Origin of the sequence: Alloalcanivorax profundimaris, from assembly GCF_015265435.1 — a bacterium.
Taxonomy (GTDB): domain Bacteria; phylum Pseudomonadota; class Gammaproteobacteria; order Pseudomonadales; family Alcanivoracaceae; genus Alloalcanivorax; species Alloalcanivorax profundimaris.
The window spans coordinates 67400-83743 of sequence record NZ_JABJWH010000010.1; the positions used below are offsets into that span (position 1 = coordinate 67400).

The 16344-nt window shown below is 65.6% G+C and carries 13 protein-coding genes; 3 read left to right on the plus strand and 10 right to left on the minus strand.

The window, feature by feature from the left end:
* Window positions 1-16 precede the first annotated feature (16 nt).
* Window positions 17-1582 carry an FMN-binding glutamate synthase family protein gene (locus HMJ39_RS06535; protein ID WP_194296695.1) on the minus strand — a complete coding sequence of 522 codons (1566 nt, stop codon included), beginning with the start codon at window positions 1580-1582 and terminating at the stop codon, window positions 17-19.
* Between the two features lie 195 nt (window positions 1583-1777).
* Here HMJ39_RS06535 and HMJ39_RS06540 point away from each other — a divergent pair, with 195 nt between their 5' ends.
* Window positions 1778-2407 (plus strand): transglycosylase SLT domain-containing protein, encoded by a 630-nt coding sequence (locus HMJ39_RS06540; RefSeq protein ID WP_194296696.1) that lies wholly within the window; start codon window positions 1778-1780, stop codon window positions 2405-2407.
* A gap of 8 nt (window positions 2408-2415) precedes the next feature.
* Here HMJ39_RS06540 and HMJ39_RS06545 read toward each other — a convergent pair whose 3' ends face one another.
* Together HMJ39_RS06545 and ppsA are read right to left on the minus strand one after the other, a co-directional pair.
* A complete protein-coding gene (locus HMJ39_RS06545; protein WP_161385122.1) occupies window positions 2416-2733 on the minus strand; it encodes a Rieske (2Fe-2S) protein in 318 nt (105 codons plus the stop codon).
* A gap of 102 nt (window positions 2734-2835) precedes the next feature.
* Complete coding sequence (ppsA, locus tag HMJ39_RS06550; RefSeq protein ID WP_161385121.1) at window positions 2836-5208, minus strand: phosphoenolpyruvate synthase; 2373 nt, start codon at window positions 5206-5208, stop codon at window positions 2836-2838.
* 208 nt (window positions 5209-5416) lie between these two features.
* On the opposite strand from ppsA, the gene ppsR reads away from it, so the two are divergent.
* Window positions 5417-6235, plus strand: a complete 819-nt coding sequence (gene ppsR / locus HMJ39_RS06555) for a posphoenolpyruvate synthetase regulatory kinase/phosphorylase PpsR (protein ID WP_161385120.1) — start codon at window positions 5417-5419, stop codon at window positions 6233-6235.
* Window positions 6236-6242: 7 nt separating this feature from the next.
* Here the strand turns inward: ppsR and prpD are convergent, their stop codons facing one another.
* The 6 genes from prpD to HMJ39_RS06585 form a co-directional block, all read right to left on the minus strand.
* Window positions 6243-7727, minus strand: coding sequence for a 2-methylcitrate dehydratase (gene prpD, locus HMJ39_RS06560; RefSeq protein WP_161385119.1), 1485 nt, complete (start codon window positions 7725-7727; stop codon window positions 6243-6245).
* A 98-nt stretch (window positions 7728-7825) separates the two neighbouring features.
* Window positions 7826-9007 carry a 2-methylaconitate cis-trans isomerase PrpF gene (gene prpF / locus HMJ39_RS06565; RefSeq protein WP_161385118.1) on the minus strand — a complete coding sequence of 394 codons (1182 nt, stop codon included), beginning with the start codon at window positions 9005-9007 and terminating at the stop codon, window positions 7826-7828.
* Window positions 9008-9021: 14 nt separating this feature from the next.
* On the minus strand, window positions 9022-11616 hold the full coding sequence (gene acnD / locus HMJ39_RS06570) for a Fe/S-dependent 2-methylisocitrate dehydratase AcnD (RefSeq protein WP_161385117.1): 2595 nt from the start codon (window positions 11614-11616) through the stop codon (window positions 9022-9024).
* A gap of 1 nt (window position 11617) precedes the next feature.
* Window positions 11618-12745 carry a bifunctional 2-methylcitrate synthase/citrate synthase gene (prpC, locus tag HMJ39_RS06575; protein ID WP_194296697.1) on the minus strand — a complete coding sequence of 376 codons (1128 nt, stop codon included), beginning with the start codon at window positions 12743-12745 and terminating at the stop codon, window positions 11618-11620.
* 28 nt (window positions 12746-12773) lie between these two features.
* The gene (gene prpB / locus HMJ39_RS06580) at window positions 12774-13667 is read right to left on the minus strand and encodes a methylisocitrate lyase (RefSeq protein WP_194296698.1); all 894 of its coding nucleotides are present in this window, start codon (window positions 13665-13667) and stop codon (window positions 12774-12776) included.
* Window positions 13664-14341 carry a GntR family transcriptional regulator gene (locus tag HMJ39_RS06585; protein ID WP_161385114.1) on the minus strand — a complete coding sequence of 226 codons (678 nt, stop codon included), beginning with the start codon at window positions 14339-14341 and terminating at the stop codon, window positions 13664-13666. The genes prpB and HMJ39_RS06585 overlap by 4 nt, the downstream gene beginning before the upstream one ends.
* A 166-nt stretch (window positions 14342-14507) precedes the next feature.
* Between HMJ39_RS06585 and HMJ39_RS06590 the strand changes: the two genes are divergently transcribed.
* On the plus strand, window positions 14508-15653 hold the full coding sequence (locus tag HMJ39_RS06590) for an anthranilate synthase component I family protein (protein WP_194296699.1): 1146 nt from the start codon (window positions 14508-14510) through the stop codon (window positions 15651-15653).
* A gap of 64 nt (window positions 15654-15717) precedes the next feature.
* Here HMJ39_RS06590 and thrH read toward each other — a convergent pair whose 3' ends face one another.
* Window positions 15718-16341 (minus strand): bifunctional phosphoserine phosphatase/homoserine phosphotransferase ThrH, encoded by a 624-nt coding sequence (thrH, locus tag HMJ39_RS06595; protein ID WP_194296700.1) that lies wholly within the window; start codon window positions 16339-16341, stop codon window positions 15718-15720.
* Between the last annotated feature and the right edge of the window lie 3 nt (window positions 16342-16344).

The following is a 16344-nucleotide window of genomic DNA, read 5'->3' on the forward strand; positions in this document are numbered from 1 at the left end:
GAAGTCATTCACGGGCTCAGGCGCCCACCCGGAAACGGGCGAAGGGCGCGTGCAGGCTGGGCCGCCCCTGGCGCAGATACACGCCCGCCTCGATGGGCGGCCACAATTCCTCCAGCGGCATGGAATCGCCATTGGCGTTGACCATGCGCGCATGGTGGCGGCGCAGCTGACGCGGCTCGCCGACCCCGCAGGCGTGGGCGATGGTTTCCACTTCCTTGACCAGGTTGGCGTGGAAGTGCGCCACCCGCCGGCCCTTTTCGGCGGGCACCAGACCGCGCTGCAGGCGCGGGTTGTGGGTGGTGACCCCGGTGGGGCAGGTATTGCGGTTGCACTGCATGGCCTGAATGCAGCCCAGGGCGAACATATAGCCCCGGGCGGAGACGCAGAAATCCGCGCCGATGGCGATGGCCCAGGCCACCATGGTGGGATTGATCAGCTTCCCCGAGGCGATCACGCGGATGCGCTCGCGCAGGCCGAAGCCGTCGCGCAGGTCCACCACCAGGGGCAGCGACTCGGCCAGGTTGAGGCCCACGTCGTCCATCAACGACATGGGGGCGGCGCCGGTGCCGCCCTCGCCGCTGTCCACGGTGATGAAATCCGGCGCGCTTTCCAGGCCGCGCTGGTGGATTTCCATGAACAGATCCTCCAGCCACTGCCAGGAACCGATCACGGTCTTGATGCCCACCGGCTTGCCGGTGACCTCGCGCACCCGCTGGATCATGTCGAGCAGGTCGCCGGCGCCTCGAATGCCGGGCTGGCCGTTCGGGCTCACCGAGGCCTCGCCCACCGGAATGCCACGAATGCGGGCGATGTCCGGGGTCACCTTATTGGCGGGCAGGATGCCGCCCTTGCCGGGTTTGGCGCCCTGGCTGAGCTTGATCTCGAACATCTTCACTTCCGGATGGGCGGCCACCTCCTCCAGCTTGGCGTCGCTGAGGTTGCCCTCGGCGTCGCGCACGCCGTAGTAAGCGGTGCCGATCTGGAATACCAGGTCGCAGTGGCCTTCCAGGTGCATCTCGGTAAGGCCGCCCTCGCCGGTGTTCATCCAGCACCCGGCGTAGCCGGCGCCCCGGGACAACGCCCGCACCGCCGGCTTGGACAGCGCCCCGAAGCTCATCCCGGAAACATTGTGGAAGCTGCGCGCCACATAGGGCTGGCGGGCGTGGGGGCCGATCATCAGCGGCAGGGTCTCGGCGGCGTCCTTCTCCAGGGTCGGGTACGGGGTGTTGAGAAAGATCACCCGGCCCGGCGCGTTCTGCTTGGTGGTGCCGAACGCCACCGTGTTGCTGAGGTCCTTGGCGGCCCGGTACACCCAGCTGCGCTGGGCGCGGTTGAATGGCAGCTCCTCGCGGTCCATGGCGAAGAAATACTGGCGGAAGAACTCGCCGATGTGCTCGAAGAAGTAGCGGAAACGGCCGATCAACGGGTAGTTGCGGCGAATCGCGTGGGCTTTCTGCAGGTAGCGGTCCTGGACCCACAGCACGGCCGCGGCCACCGACAGCACGAACAGTATCAGTAACAAACCCAGAGCCAGCCAGGTGGTGAGCACATCGACCCAGGTGTGCAACCGATCCGACAGCATAGTTCCTCCTCCATCAGCGTCCGGGCATGCTACCACGATCATCGCCCGGCGACGGCAGCGTCGAGTGAACGGCGGGCGCCCGCTCCGCCAAAAAGATGAGAACCGGTCCCGGGCTTCCCTACGACGAAGCTAGTACCCGGGCTAGGACTGTGGTATCAAGGACCCTCGGAATCGGGATCCGGACTGGACAACAACATGAAGATCACGGGGGTGATCGGCGCGGGGCTGACCCTGGCGCTGATTCTGGGCGCGCCCACGGCGGCCGCCGACAACATCTACAAATACCGGGGGACGAACGGGGAAATCCTGTTCACCGACCAGCCGCAGGAAAAGGTGGGCGGCGGCTACACCCTGCTGTCCGTGCGCAAGGGCTGGAGCTACCAGCCCCGGGCCCTCACCGACTACCAGCGCAACCGCTATGACACCCTGATCCAATCCGCCGCCGGCAGCTTCGAGGTGGAACCGGCCCTGGTCAAGGCGGTGATCCACGCCGAATCCCTGTTCGACCGCTACGCCGTTTCCCGGGTCGGCGCCCAGGGGCTGATGCAGCTGATGCCGCGCACCGCCGACTATCTGGAAGTGGCCAATCCCTTCGACGCCGCCGACAACATTCGCGGCGGCACCCGCTTCATCGCCTATCTGCAGAACAAGTTCGACACCCTCGACCAGGTGCTCGCCGCCTACAACGCCGGCGAAGGCAACGTGCGCCGCTACGGCGGCATTCCGCCGTTCGCGGAAACCCGGGCCTATGTGCGAAAGGTCAAGGAGCTGCGGCTGCGCTATCAGCTCGAGATGGCCGACACCGAGACCGTGGCCAGCCGCTGAACCCGCCTTCAGTGGCCCCCGGCCGGGTCCAGGTTGACCCCCAGCCAGGGGCCGTCGAATTCCAGCATGTACCGTTTCAGGCAGTAGTCCGGCTGGGCCCGGCAGCGCCCGCTGTGCAGGGAAAATTCCAGGCCGTGTCCCGGACAGCGCAGCACACCATCGCGCAGGCTGGCCCGTTCCAGGGGAAAGTCGCCGTGGGGGCAGCGCCGCTGCACCAGCCAGGTCTCCCCGCTTTCATGCAACAGCAACAACTCGTGGCGGCCAATGCGCACCGGCAGGCGCAGGCCGTCGTGCAGGTCCAGGGTGCGGATCAAACGGTGGAACATGGCGGCTTCGAAATGGCGGCGATCCCCCGACCATAGCCGCAATAACGCCCACAAAAAAGCCCGGCGGTGCCGGGCTTCTTCGCGGGTCGGTCGGGACGCCGGTCAGTGGCCGTGTTTCTCGGCCAGGTAGAACCAGGTGTCGAGTACCGAATCCGGGTTCAGGGACACCGAGGAGATGCCCTGCTCCATCAGCCACTTGGCCAGATCCGGATGGTCGGACGGGCCCTGGCCGCAGATGCCGATGTACTTGCCCTGGGCGTTGCAGGCGTCGATGGCCATCTTCAGCAGCGCCTTCACCGCCGGGTCCCGCTCGTCGAACAGGTGGCTGATGATGCCGGAGTCCCGGTCCAGGCCCAGGGTCAGCTGGGTCAGGTCGTTGGAACCGATGGAGAAGCCGTCGAAGAACTTCAGGAACTCGTCGGCGATCAGCGCGTTGGTGGGCAGCTCGCACATCATGATCACGCGCAGGCCGTTCTCGCCCCGCTTCAGGCCGTTCTTGGCCAGCAGATCAATCACCTGCTCCGCTTCGCCCGGCGTGCGCACGAACGGCACCATGATTTCCACGTTGGTGAAGCCCATTTCGTCGCGCACCTTCTTCAGGGCGCGGCATTCGAGCTCGAAACAATCGCGGAAATTCTCGCTGATGTAGCGGCTGGCGCCCCGGAAACCCAGCATCGGGTTTTCTTCGTGAGGCTCGTACAGGCTGCCGCCGATCAGGTTGGCGTACTCGTTGGACTTGAAGTCGGACAGGCGCACGATGGCCTTTTCCGGGTGGAAGGCGGCGGCCAGGGTGGAAATCCCCTCGACCAGCTTCTCCACGTAGAAGTCCACCGGATCGTCGTAGCCGGCGATGCGCTTGTCGGCGGCCTGCTTGACGTCCTTGGGCAGGCCGTCGTAGTTGAGCAGCGCCTTGGGGTGCACGCCGATCATGCGGTTGATGATGAATTCCAGGCGCGCCAGGCCCACGCCCTGGTTGGGCAGGGTGGCGAAATCGAAGGCGCGGTCCGGGTTGCCCACGTTCATCATGATCTTGAACGGCAGCTTGGGCATGGATTCGATGGAGTTGCGCTGAACGTCGAACTCCAGGCGGCCCTCGTAGATGTTGCCGGTGTCGCCCTCGGCGCAGGACACGGTCACTTCCTGACCGTCCTTAAGCTGCTCGGTGGCGTCGCCGCAGCCAACGATGGCCGGCACGCCCAGCTCACGGGCGATGATCGCCGCGTGGCAGGTACGCCCGCCCCGGTTGGTGACGATGGCGGAGGCGCGCTTCATCACCGGTTCCCAGTCCGGGTCGGTCATGTCGGTGACCAGCACGTCGCCGGCCTGCACGCGGTCCATTTCCTTGATGCTGGAGACCACGCGGACCGGACCGGCGCCGATGCGCTGGCCGATGGCACGGCCTTCCACCAGCACCTTGCCGGTCTGCTTGAGCAGGTAGCGCTCCATCACCGAGGCGTCGGAACGGCTCTTCACCGTCTCCGGGCGCGCTTGCACGATGAACAGCTTGTTGGTGTCGCCGTCCAGGGCCCATTCGATGTCCATGGGCATGCCGTAGTGCTTCTCGATCTCGATGGCCTGGCGGGACAGGCTTTCCACCTGTTCATCGCTGAGGCAGAAGCGCAGCCGGTCGGCCTGGGCCACGTCCACGGTCTGCACCGACTTGCCGGCGCTGGCCTCGCTGCCGTACACCATCTTCTGAAGCTTGCTGCCCAGGTTGCGGCGCAGGATGGACGGCTTCTTGTTGAGCAGGGTTTTCTTGTGAACGTAGAACTCGTCCGGGTTCACGGCGCCCTGCACCACCATTTCGCCGAGGCCGTAGGACGCGGTGATGAACACCACGTCGCGGAAGCCGGACTCGGTGTCCAGGGTGAACATCACGCCGGCGGCGCCGGTCTCGGAACGCACCATCTGCTGCACGCCGGCGGACAGGGCCACCAGCTTGTGATCAAAGCCCTGGTGCACCCGGTAGCTGATGGCGCGGTCGTTGAACAGGGAGGCGAACACCTCCTTCACCGCCACCATCACATGGTCAAGGCCACGGATATTGAGGAAGGTTTCCTGCTGGCCGGCGAAGGACGCATCGGGCAGGTCCTCGGCGGTGGCGGAGGAACGCACCGCCACCGGGAACTCGGCGTCGTCGCCGCCCATCTTCTCGTACGCGTCCCGGATCGCGGCTTCCAGCCCGGGCTGGAAGGGGGCGTCCACCACCCACTTGCGAATCTTTTCACCGGTTTCCGCCAGGGCCACCACGTCATCCACGTCCAGCGCGCCGAGGGCGTCGTTGATCTTGGTGGTCAGATCATTGTGTTCCAGGAAATCGCGAAACGCTTCCGCGGTGGTGGCAAAACCGCCCGGGACGGACACGCCGGCCGCCGCCAGGTTGCTGATCATCTCGCCAAGGGAGGCGTTTTTGCCGCCGACGCGCTCCACGTCGTCCTTGCCCAGATCCTGAAACCAGACTACGTATTCCGCCAAGGTCGTCTCCTTAAGTGTTGCTGGCCGAGGAACCCGGGACCGGTGTGGTACACCGTGTTTCGGCGGTTCCCGGCTTTACCGGAATGAATCGAGGCGCCATTCTACCCAAAACCACGGCGCTTTGCCCGCCCGTATTGGCGAAACTGTTACGACTTTTGTGGAAGCCCCGCGCGACCCCGCGCGAGCTGTTACCGGGAGCTCCAAGTTCATGAAAAGAACGGCTTTTTTTATTTCCGACGGCACCGGCATTACCGCCGAAACCCTGGGTCACACCCTGCTCAGCCAGTTCGGTAGCATAGATTTTAACCAGGTCACCATTCCCTATGTGCAGTCCGACGAGCTCGCCCGGGAGGCGGTCAACCGCATCGACCGGGCCGCCAGCGAGGACGGCGCCACCCCGGTGGTGTTCTCCACCCTGGTCAACGACACCCACCGCCAGATCCTGCACACCTGCAAGGGCCGGGTGCTGGATCTGTTCACCGCCTACCAGAAACCCCTGGAGGAGGAACTGGGCGTGCCGGCCAACCACAAGGTGGGCCAGAGCCACGCCATCCGCGACCAGCAGGCCTACCGCATCCGCATCAACGCGGTGCATTTCGCGCTGGACAATGACGACGGCGCGCGCACCCGCCACTACGATCAGGCGGACCTGATTCTGGTGGGCGTGTCGCGCTCCGGCAAGACGCCCACCTGCTTGTATCTGGCGTTGCAGTTCGGCCTGTTCACCGCCAACTACCCGCTCACCGAGGACGACTTCGACGACCTGCGCCTGCCCGACGCCCTGGCCCCGCACCGCCACAAGCTGTTCGGGCTGACCATCAACGCCGACCGGCTCAGCGCCATCCGCAGCGAACGCAAGGCCGGCAGCCGCTACGCGTCGCCGCGCCAGTGCGATATGGAAGTGCGCGCCCTGCAGGCGCTGTACAACAAGTTCAACATTCCCCACCTGGACGCCACCGAGCTGTCCATCGAGGAAATCAGCACCCGCATCCTGGCCATGACCGGCCTGCAGCGGCGCCTCCAGTAGGAGCGGCTCAGATCACGAAGCGGTCCATGAACTCGTTGACCGGCATGGCGTTGAGCCGGTCGGGGTTCCGGCACAGTTCCATGATGTCCGCCACCCGGCCGGCCGGGAAGCGGGTCGCCAGATTGCGGCGGAACTTGTCCTCCAGCACCGGGATGCCCTCCTCCCGGCGGCGGCGGTGGCCGATGGGGTATTCCACCGCCACCTGCTCGGTGCTGGAGCCGTCCTTGAAGAACACCTGCACCGCGTTGGCGATGGAGCGCTTCTCCGGATCGTAGTAGTCCTTCGAGTAACCCGGGTCCTCGACGATCTCCATCTTGTCGCGCAGTTCATCGATGATCGGATGGGCCTCGTGGAAGGCGTCCTCGTAGTGGTCCGCGTTGAGCTCGCCCAGGATCAGCGGCACCGCGGTCATGTATTGCAGGCAATGGTCCCGGTCCGCCGGATTCGCCAGCGGGCCGCGCTTGGAAATGATGCGGATCGCCGAGTCGTGGGTGGTGATGACGATGCGGTCGATCTCGTCGAGACGGTCCTTGACCTTCGGATGCAGGGTGACCGCCGCCTCGCAGGCGGTCTGGCTGTGGAATTCCGCCGGGAAGCTCAGCTTGAAGAGAATGTTCTCCATCACATAGGAACCGTATTCGCGCTGGAACTTGAAGCGCCGGTCCTGCTCCGGTTTGAGCTTCTGGTCCTTGTTGGTCTTGCTGAACAGCACGTCGTAGAAGCCCCATTGAGGCGCGCTCAGGGCACCGGGGATGCCCATCTCGCCGCGCAGGGCAATGTCCGCCAGGCGCACCGCCCGGCTGGTGGCGTCGCCGGCGGCCCAGGATTTGCGCGAGCCGGCGTTGGGCGCGTGCCGGTAGGTGCGCAGGGACTGGCCGTCCACCCAGGCGTGGGACACGGCGGACAGAAGCTGCTCGCGGTCAGCGCCCATCATGCGCGCCACCACCGCCGTGGAAGCCACCTTGACCAGCACCACGTGATCCAGGCCGACCCGGTTGAAGGAATTCTCCAGGGCCAGCACGCCCTGGATCTCATGGGCCATGATCATCGCTTCCAGCACCGTCTTCATGGTCAGCGGCGCCTTGCCCCGGGACAGATTCTTTTGCGACAGGTGATCGGCCACCGCCAGGATGCCGCCGAGATTGTCGGAGGGATGCCCCCACTCCGCCGCCAGCCAGGTGTCGTTGTAGTCCAGCCAGCGCACGATGCAGCCGATGTCCCAGGCCGCCTTCACCGGGTCGAGCCGGTGCGGCGTGCCGGGCACCCGGGCGCCATGGGGTACCACGGTGCCTTCCACCAGCGGCCCCAGGTGCTTGGCGCATTCCGGGAAGCGCAACGCCAGCAGGCCGCAGCCCAGGGTGTCCATCAGGCACAGGCGGGCGGTGTCCCAGGCCTCCTTCGACTGGATGTCGTAGCCGAGCACATAGTCGACGATGGCCTGGATTTCCGGGTCGTAGTCGGGGCGCAGATTCTGATCCACGTTGCCGGTCATGGTGCCTCCTTGTCATGTGTTCGGTTGGCGGAGCTATCGCGACTGAAGTCGCTCCTACAGTCCACGTAGGAGCGACTTCAGTCGCGATCCGGCGGCGCTTACGAAAGCACGTCGCCGGGAACGCGCACCCAGCCTTCCATGAGCACCCGGGCACTGCGGCTCATGGTGGCCTTGGTGACTTGCCAGCGGTCGCCCTCCCGGCGTGCCTCGCCACCCACCTTGAGCGTACCGGAGGGATGCCCGAAACGCACCGAGTCGCGCTCGCCGCCGCCGGCGGCCAGGTTCACCAGGGTGCCCGGGATGGCGGCGGCGGTGCCGATGGCCACCGCCGCGGTGCCCATCATGGCGTGATGCAGCTTGCCCATGGAGAGCGCCCGCACCAGCAGGTCGATGTCGCCGGCGGCCACGGTCTTGCCGCTGGACGCCAGGTATTCCCGGGGCGGCGCCACGAAGGCCACCTTCGGCGTGTGCTGGCGCTGCTCGGCCTCCTCCAGGGACTGGATCAGCCCCATGCGCAGGGCGCCGTGGGCGCGAATCGTCTCGAAGCGGGCCAGGGCCCGGGCATCCTCGTTGATGTCGCCCTGCAGCTCGGTACCGGTGTAACCGATGTCCTCGGCGTTGACGAATACCGTGGGAATGCCGGCGTTGATCATGGTCGCCTTCAAGGTACCGATACCGGGCACCTCCAGGTCGTCCACCGGGTTGCCGGTGGGAAACAAAGCGCCCTCCCCGTCCGCCGGGTCGAGGAACTCGATTTTCACCTCGGCGGCGGGAAAGGTGACCCCGTCCAGCTCGAAGTCACCGGTTTCCTGCACCTCGCCGTCGGTGATCGGGATGCGGGCGATGATGGTCTTCTCGATATTGGCCTGCCAGATGCGGATCTCCGCCTCGCCGTTGGCCGGCACCCGGGCCGGGTCCACCAGGCCATTACTGATGGCGAAAGCGCCCACGGCGGCGGTGAGGTTGCCGCAATTGCCGCTCCAGTCGATGAACGGCTTGTCGATGGACACCTGGCCGAACAGATAATCCACGTCGTGGTCGGGGCTGTCGCTGCGCGACAGGATCACCGTCTTGCTGGTGCTGGAGGTGGCGCCGCCCATGCCGTCGGTGTGCTTGCCGTAGGGATCCGGACTGCCGATCACGCGCAGCAACAGGGCGTCCCGGGCCGGGCCCGGCACCCGGGCGGCTTCCGGCAGATCATCGAGCCGGAAGAAAACGCCCTTGCTGGTGCCGCCGCGCATGTAGGTGGCGGGAATTTTGATCTGTGGTGCGTTACTCATGGTTGTGACTCCATTCACGCCGCGCTATCGGCAATGAACTCCTTGGCGAATTTCTGCAGGATGCCGCCGGCGGAGTACACCGAGACTTCCTCGGCGGTGTCCAGACGGCAGATCACCGGCACTTCCTCGCTGTCGCCGTTGGCGCGGTGGATCACCAGGGTGAGCTCGGCCCGAGGCGCCGGCGTGCCCTTGACGTCGAAGGTCTCGGTGCCGTCGATGTTCAGGGTCTTGCGGGTGGTGCCCTCCTGGAACTGCAGTGGCATCACGCCCATGCCGATCAGGTTGGTGCGGTGGATGCGCTCGAAGCCTTCGGCGACGATCGCTTCCACCCCGGCCAGCGCCACGCCCTTGGCGGCCCAGTCCCGGGAGGAACCCTGGCCGTAGTCGGCGCCGGCGATGATGATCAGCGGCTGCTTGCGTTCCATGTAGGTTTCGATGGCTTCCCACATGCGGGTGGGCTTGCCTTCCGGTTCCACCCGGGCGTAGGAGCCCTGCTTCACCTCGCCGTTCTCGTCACGCACCATTTCGTTGAGCAGCTTGGGGTTGGCGAAGGTGGCGCGCTGGGCGGTCAGGTGGTCGCCCCGGTGGGTGGCGTAGGAGTTGAAGTCCTCCTCCGGCAGGCCCATTTTCGCCAGGTATTCGCCGGCGGCGCTGTCCGGCAGGATGGCGTTGGACGGTGACAGGTGGTCGGTGGTGATGTTGTCACCGAGCACCGCCAGCGGCCGCATGCCCTTGAGGCCACGCTCGCCGGCCATGGTGCCTTCCCAGTACGGCGGACGGCGAATATAGGTGCTCATCGGCCGCCAGTCGTACAGCGGGCTGGCCGCCCGGGCACCGTCGCCCTTCTTCTCGAACATGGGAATGTAGGTGGCGCGGAACTGCTCGGGTTTCACGCTGGCCTTGACGATGGCGTCGATCTCGCCGTCCTCGGGCCAGATGTCCTTGAGCATGATCGGGTTGCCGTCGGCGTCATGGCCCAGGGCATCCTTCTCGATGTCGAAGCGGATGGTGCCGGCGATGGCGTAGGCCACCACCAGCGGCGGCGAGGCCAGGAACGCCTGCTTGGCGTAGGGGTGGATGCGGCCGTCGAAGTTGCGGTTGCCGGACAGCACGGCGGTGGCGTACAGATCCCGGTCCACCACTTCCTGCTGGATTTTCGGGTCCAGGGCGCCGCTCATGCCGTTGCAGGTGGTGCAGGCGAAGGCGACCACGTCGAAGCCCAGGCTCTGCAGCTCCGGCAGCAGGTTGGCCTCCTCCAGGTACATTTTCACCGTCTTGGAGCCCGGCGCCAGGGAGGACTTCACCCAGGGTTTGCGCACCAGCCCCAGTTTGTTGGCGTTCCGCGCGATCAGGCCGGCGGCGATCATGTTGCGCGGATTACTGGTGTTGGTGCAGGAGGTGATGGCGGCGATGATCACCGCGCCGTCGGGCATTTCGCCTTCCTTTTCCTGCCACTCACCGGCCACGCCACGGGACGCCAGCTCCGAGGTGGGCAGGCGCGCGTGCGGGTTGGACGGCCCGGCCAGGGTGCGCTCCACCTTGGACATGTCGAAGCGCAGCACCCGCTCGTACTCCGCGTTCTTCAGGGAATCGGCCCAGAAGCCGGCTTCCTTGGCGTAGGTTTCGGTGAGCTTCACCTGGTCGTCGTCGCGGCCGGTGAGCTTGAGGTAATCGAGGGTCTGGCCGTCGATGTAGAACATGGCCGCGGTGGCGCCGTATTCCGGGGTCATGTTGGAAATGGTGGCGCGGTCGCCCACGGTCAGGGAGTCGGCGCCCTCGCCGAAGAATTCCAGGTAGGCGCCCACCACCCGTTCCTTGCGCAGGAATTCGGTGAGCGACAGCACCAGGTCGGTGCCGGTGATGCCCGGCTTGAGCTTGCCGGTGAGTTCCACGCCGACGATGTCCGGCAGGCGCATCATGGACGGATTGCCCAGCATCACGTTCTCGGCTTCCAGGCCGCCCACGCCCACGGAGATCACGCCCAGGGCGTCCACCATGGGGGTGTGGCTGTCGGTGCCGACGCAGGTATCCGGAAACGCCACGCCCTCGCGCACCTGAACCACCGGCGACATCTTCTCCAGGTTGATCTGGTGCATGATGCCGTTGCCCGGGGGAATCACGTCCACGTTATCGAAGGCGGTCTTGGTCCAGTTGATGAAGTGGAAGCGGTCCTCGTTGCGGCGCTCTTCCACCGCCCGGTTCTTCTCGAAGGCGTCCTTCTCGAAGCCCGGGTGTTCCACCGCCAGGGAGTGGTCCACGATCAGCTGGGTGGGCACCACCGGGTTGACCTTGGCCGGGTCGCCGCCTTTCTCGGCGATGGCGTCGCGCAGGCCGGCCAGATCCACCAGGGCGGTCTGGCCGAGAATGTCGTGGCACACCACCCGCGCCGGGTACCAGGGGAAATCCAGATCGCGCTTGCGCTCGATCAGTTGCTTGAGCGAGTCGGTGAGCGCCGCCGGCTCGCAACGGCGCACCAGTTGCTCGGCCAGCACCCGGGAGGTGTACGGCAGCTTGTCGTAGGCGCCGGGCTGGATCGCGTCCACCGCGGCGCGGGTGTCGAAATAATCCAGCTCGGTGCCGGGAAGGCGTTTGCGGTATTCGGTGTTCATCTCAACCCCGCTCGGCGATCGGCGTCACCGGACGCAGCTCCGGGCCGGTGTATTCGGCGCTCGGGCGGATGATGCGGTTGTCGGCGCGCTGCTCGAACACATGGGCGGCCCAACCGGTCAGCCGGCTCATCACGAAGATCGGCGTGAACAGCTTGGTGGGGATGCCCATGAAGTGGTACGCGGAGGCGTGGAAGAAGTCCGCGTTGCAGAACAGCTTCTTCTCGCGCCACATTACTTCCTCGCAGCGCACGGAAATGTTGTAGAGGTTCTCGCCATTGACGTCGCGGGACAGTTTCTCCGACCAGTGCTTGATGATCGCGTTGCGCGGATCGGACTCCCGGTAAATGGCGTGGCCGAACCCCATGATCTTTTCCTTGCGCTCCAGCATGCCCAGCATGCCCTTCTCGGCGTCCTCGGGATCCTGGAAGTTCTCGATCATTTCCATGGCCGCCTCGTTGGCGCCGCCGTGCAGCGGACCACGCAGGGAACCGATGGCGCCGGTGATGCAGCTGTGGATGTCGCTCAGCGTGGAGGCGCACACCCGGGCGGTGAAGGTGGAGGCGTTGAACTCGTGCTCCGCGTACAGGATCAGGGAGACGTGCATCACCGCTTCGTGCAGATCGTTGGGCTTCTCGCCGCGCAGCAGATGCAGGAAATGGGCGCCGATGGAATCGTCGTCGGTTTCGGTTTCCACGCGCACGCCGTCATGGCTGTAGCGGTACCAGTAGCAGATGATGCTCGGGAACGCCGCCAGCATGCGGTCGGTGGCGTCCTGCTGCTGGTCGAAGCTGGTCTCGGTTTCCAGATTGCCGAGCACGGAGCAGCCGGTGCGCATCACGTCCATGGGATGGGCGTCCTTGGGAATCCGCTCCAGCACCTCCTTGAGCGCCTGGGGCAGACCGCGCAGACCCTTGAGCTTCTTCTTGTAGGCGTCCAGTTCCGCCTGGGTGGGCAGCGCGCCTTTCAGAATCAGGTGGGCGACCTCCTCGAACTGGCAGTTCTCCGCCAGGTCCTTGACGTCGTAGCCACGGTAAGTAAGGCCGGAGCCACTTTTGCCCACGGTGGAAAGGGCCGTTTTGCCGGCGACCTGGCCACGCAGGCCGGCGCCGTTGGGTTGCTTCTCTGCCATCGTCATCGTCCTCGTATTGACGGGTCGGTTATTCTCCGCGCTGCTTGGCGAAGAGCTCGTCGAGTTTTTGTTCGTAGTCGTGGTAACCCAGGAAGTCGTACAGTTCCATGCGGGTCTGCATGGTGTCGACCACGTTTTTCTGGGTCCCTTCCTCGCGAATGGCCTGGTACACGCGCAGCGCCGCCTGGTTCATGGCGCGGAACGCCGACAGCGGGTACAGGATCATGCCGGCGCCGGCGTCGCGCAGTTCCTCGCGTGTGAACAGCGGCGTGGCGCCGAATTCGGTGATGTTGGCCAGCAGCGGCGTGTCACCCAGCCCCTCGGAGAACGCCTTGTAGTCCTCCAGGGTGTGCACCGCCTCGGCGAAGATGCCGTCGGCGCCGGCTTCCACGCAGGCACGGGCCCGTTCCACGGCGGGCTCCAGGCCCTCCTTCTGGAACGCGTCGGTGCGCGCGATGATGAAGAAGTCATCGTCGGTGCGAGCGTCGGCGGCGGCCTTGATGCGGTCCACCATTTCCTGCTGGGAGACGATTTCCTTGTTGGGGCGGTGGCCGCAACGCTTCTGCGCCACCTGGTCCTCCAGGTGCACGGCGCCGGCGCCGGCGCGGATCATTTCCTTGATGGTGCGGCCGATGTTGAAGGCGCCGCCCCAGCCGGTGTCGATGTCCACCAGCAACGGCACTTCGGACGCGGCGCTGATGCGGCGCACGTCCTCGAGCACGTCGTTCATGGTGGTCATGCCCAGGTCCGGCAGACCGTAGGAGGCGTTGGCGACGCCACCGCCGGACAGGTAAATGGCGCGGTAACCCACCTGCTCCGCCATGATCGCGGTGTAGGCGTTGATGGTGCCCATGATCTGAAGCGGCTGTTCTTCCGCCAGGGCTTGCCGGAAACGGGCGCCGGCGCTGCTGGGACGGCTCATTGGGGACTCCTTTGGGCTTGCTGTTCGATGTTTTCCCGTGCCCGGCTAATATGCCGGCGCATCAGGAGTTCGGCCATCTCCGCGTCCCGGGACTCGATGGCCTCGATGATGCGGCGGTGTTCGTGCAGGGCTTTCTGCGGCCGGTTGGCGGTGGTGCTGAACTGGTAGCGGTACATGCGCACCAGGTGATACAGCTCGCCGATCAACATGCGGATCAGCGTCCGGTTGTGACTGCCCTGGATGATGCGGTAGTGGAAATCGAGGTCGCCCTCGCGCTGGAAGTAGGCGGTATCCTCGCGGATATCCTGCTGTTGCTCGTGCTGCGCCAGCACCTGGTGCAGGCCGGCCACTTCCTGATCGGTCATGCGTTCGGCGGCGAGCCGCGCCGCCTGCCCTTCCAGGGCCTCGCGCACATAGTAGATCTCGATCAGGTCCTCGAAGCTCAGCGACGCCACCCGGGTGCCCACGTGCACCTCGCGTTCCAGCAGCTTGCGCGACTCCAGCCGGCGGATCGCCTCGCGCAGCGGGCCGCGGCTGACGCCGTAACGGCCGGCGAGCTCGGTTTCGCTGACCTTGCTGCCGGGCGGGATCTCGCCGCGCACGATATCATCCTGCAGCCGGGTGAAGACCCGGTCCGCCAGGGTGCGGGTGCTGCCTTCGGCGAGCTGGTTCATGGATGGGCGACTCCGCTGATTGTCGACAATGGGTCGATTTCGCCGGCACTTTACTCTCCGGGGCCGGCCCTTTCAATGGTTATTGTCGACAATTGGTCCCCCTCGCCGCGCTTTGCCCCGGCCCCGGGCCGCCGCTACACTAGCGTCCCTCGCCGCCGGAACCACCATGATCGACCTTATCAACACTTCGCCTCGTCCCACTTCGCGCTCCGATACGCCTCATATCGTGCTGGCCGGAGATGACGGCCCGGTGTCCCTGGGCGACCCGGCGTGGACGCTGCGCGCGCGGGGCGCGGACGCCCTGCGCATCCTGCCCGACCGCGTGCAGGAAGCCCTGGCCGGGGACTGCGTGTTCGCCTGCGGTCTGATCCCCTACGACGCCGGCCTGTCCCTGCACGGCATCCCCGGCGTCGATGGCGAAGCCGTGGTGCATCTTTTCCGCGAACCACCCCGGCCCTACCGGCCGGCCAGCGACCGCCACTTTGAACTGACCGGCCCGTTCCAGGCGGAACAAACCCCGGCGTTTTACCGGCGGGCACTGGCACGGATTCTCGACTACCTGGCCGCCGGCGATGTCTATCAGGTGAACTACGCTCAGCGTTTCCAGGCCCGCTGGGCCGGCGACGTCCTGGCCGGCTTCGACCGCCTGCTGGCCGCCCACCCGGCGCCCCACGCCGGTTTTTTCCGCAATGGCGACGAGGCGATCTTCGGCGTCTCCCCGGAGCGCTTCCTGAGCATCGACAACGGCGTGGTACGCACCGAGCCCATCAAGGGCTCCCGGCCCCGGGGCGCGAATGAGGAAGAGGATAAAGCCCTGGGCGAGGCGCTGCGCCGCCACCCCAAGGACCGGGCGGAAAATCTGATGATCGTGGACCTGCTGCGCAACGACCTGGGCGAATTCTGCCAGGCCGGCTCGATCCGCGTGGACCCGCTGTTCGAGCTGCGCCGCTTCAGCAACGTCCAGCACCTGGTGTCCACCATTACCGGCACCCTGCTCCCCGGCGGCGCGCCCCTGGCCGCCCTGCTCAGCGCCTTCCCCGGCGGCAGCATCACCGGCGCCCCCAAGAAACGGGCCATGGAAATCATCCAGGAACTGGAGCCGGCACCCCGGGGCGCCTACTGCGGCAGCCTGTTCTGGCAGGACCAGCAAGGCCGCTTCGACAGCAACATCCTGATCCGCACCCTGCAGACCGACGGCGACCGTCTGTACTGCCACGGCGGCGGCGGCATCGTTTACGACTCCGACCCGGACGAAGAATACGAGGAAAGCTGGTTCAAGGTGAGGAAACTTATGGAATCAATTAACAGTTAATAGTGAACAGTTAACAGCGCGCGGGCAGAGCCGGTTTTCGCTGTTAACTGTTAACTGTTCACTGTTAATTGGTGGTCGGAATATCCCGCTCGCTCGCCTTGATGATCTCCTTCTTGAGATCGTCGTAGCTGTGCACCGCCGGGAATTGGGGGAATTCCGCGATCACGTTGTCGGGAGCGTGGAACAGGATGCCCTGCTCCGCTTCGCTGAGCATGGTGGTGTCGTTGTAGGAGTCACCGGCGGCGATGATGCGGTAGTTGAGGCTGTGCAGCGCCTTCACCGAGGCCCGTTTGGGGTCCTTCTGACGCAGGATGTAGTCGGTGATGCGGCCGTTGTCGTCCACGGCCAGCTTGTGGCACAGCAGGGTCGGCGAGCCGAGCTTGCGCATCAGCGGGCGGGCGAACTCGTAGAAGGTGTCGGAGAGGATGATCAACTGGAAGTGCTCGCGGGCCCATTCCACGAATTCCACGGCGCCGTCCAGCGGGTCCAGGGTGTCGATCACTTTCTGGATGTCCGGCAGGCCATAGCCGTGCTGGTCGAGGATGCCGAGCCGCATTTTCATCAGCTCGTCGTAGTCCGGGATATCCCGGGTGGTGGCGCGCAGTTCGTCGATGCCGGTGCGTTCGGCGAAGTTGATCCAGATTTCCGGAATCAGCACCCCTTCCAGGTCCAGACAAAGCAATTCCACGGT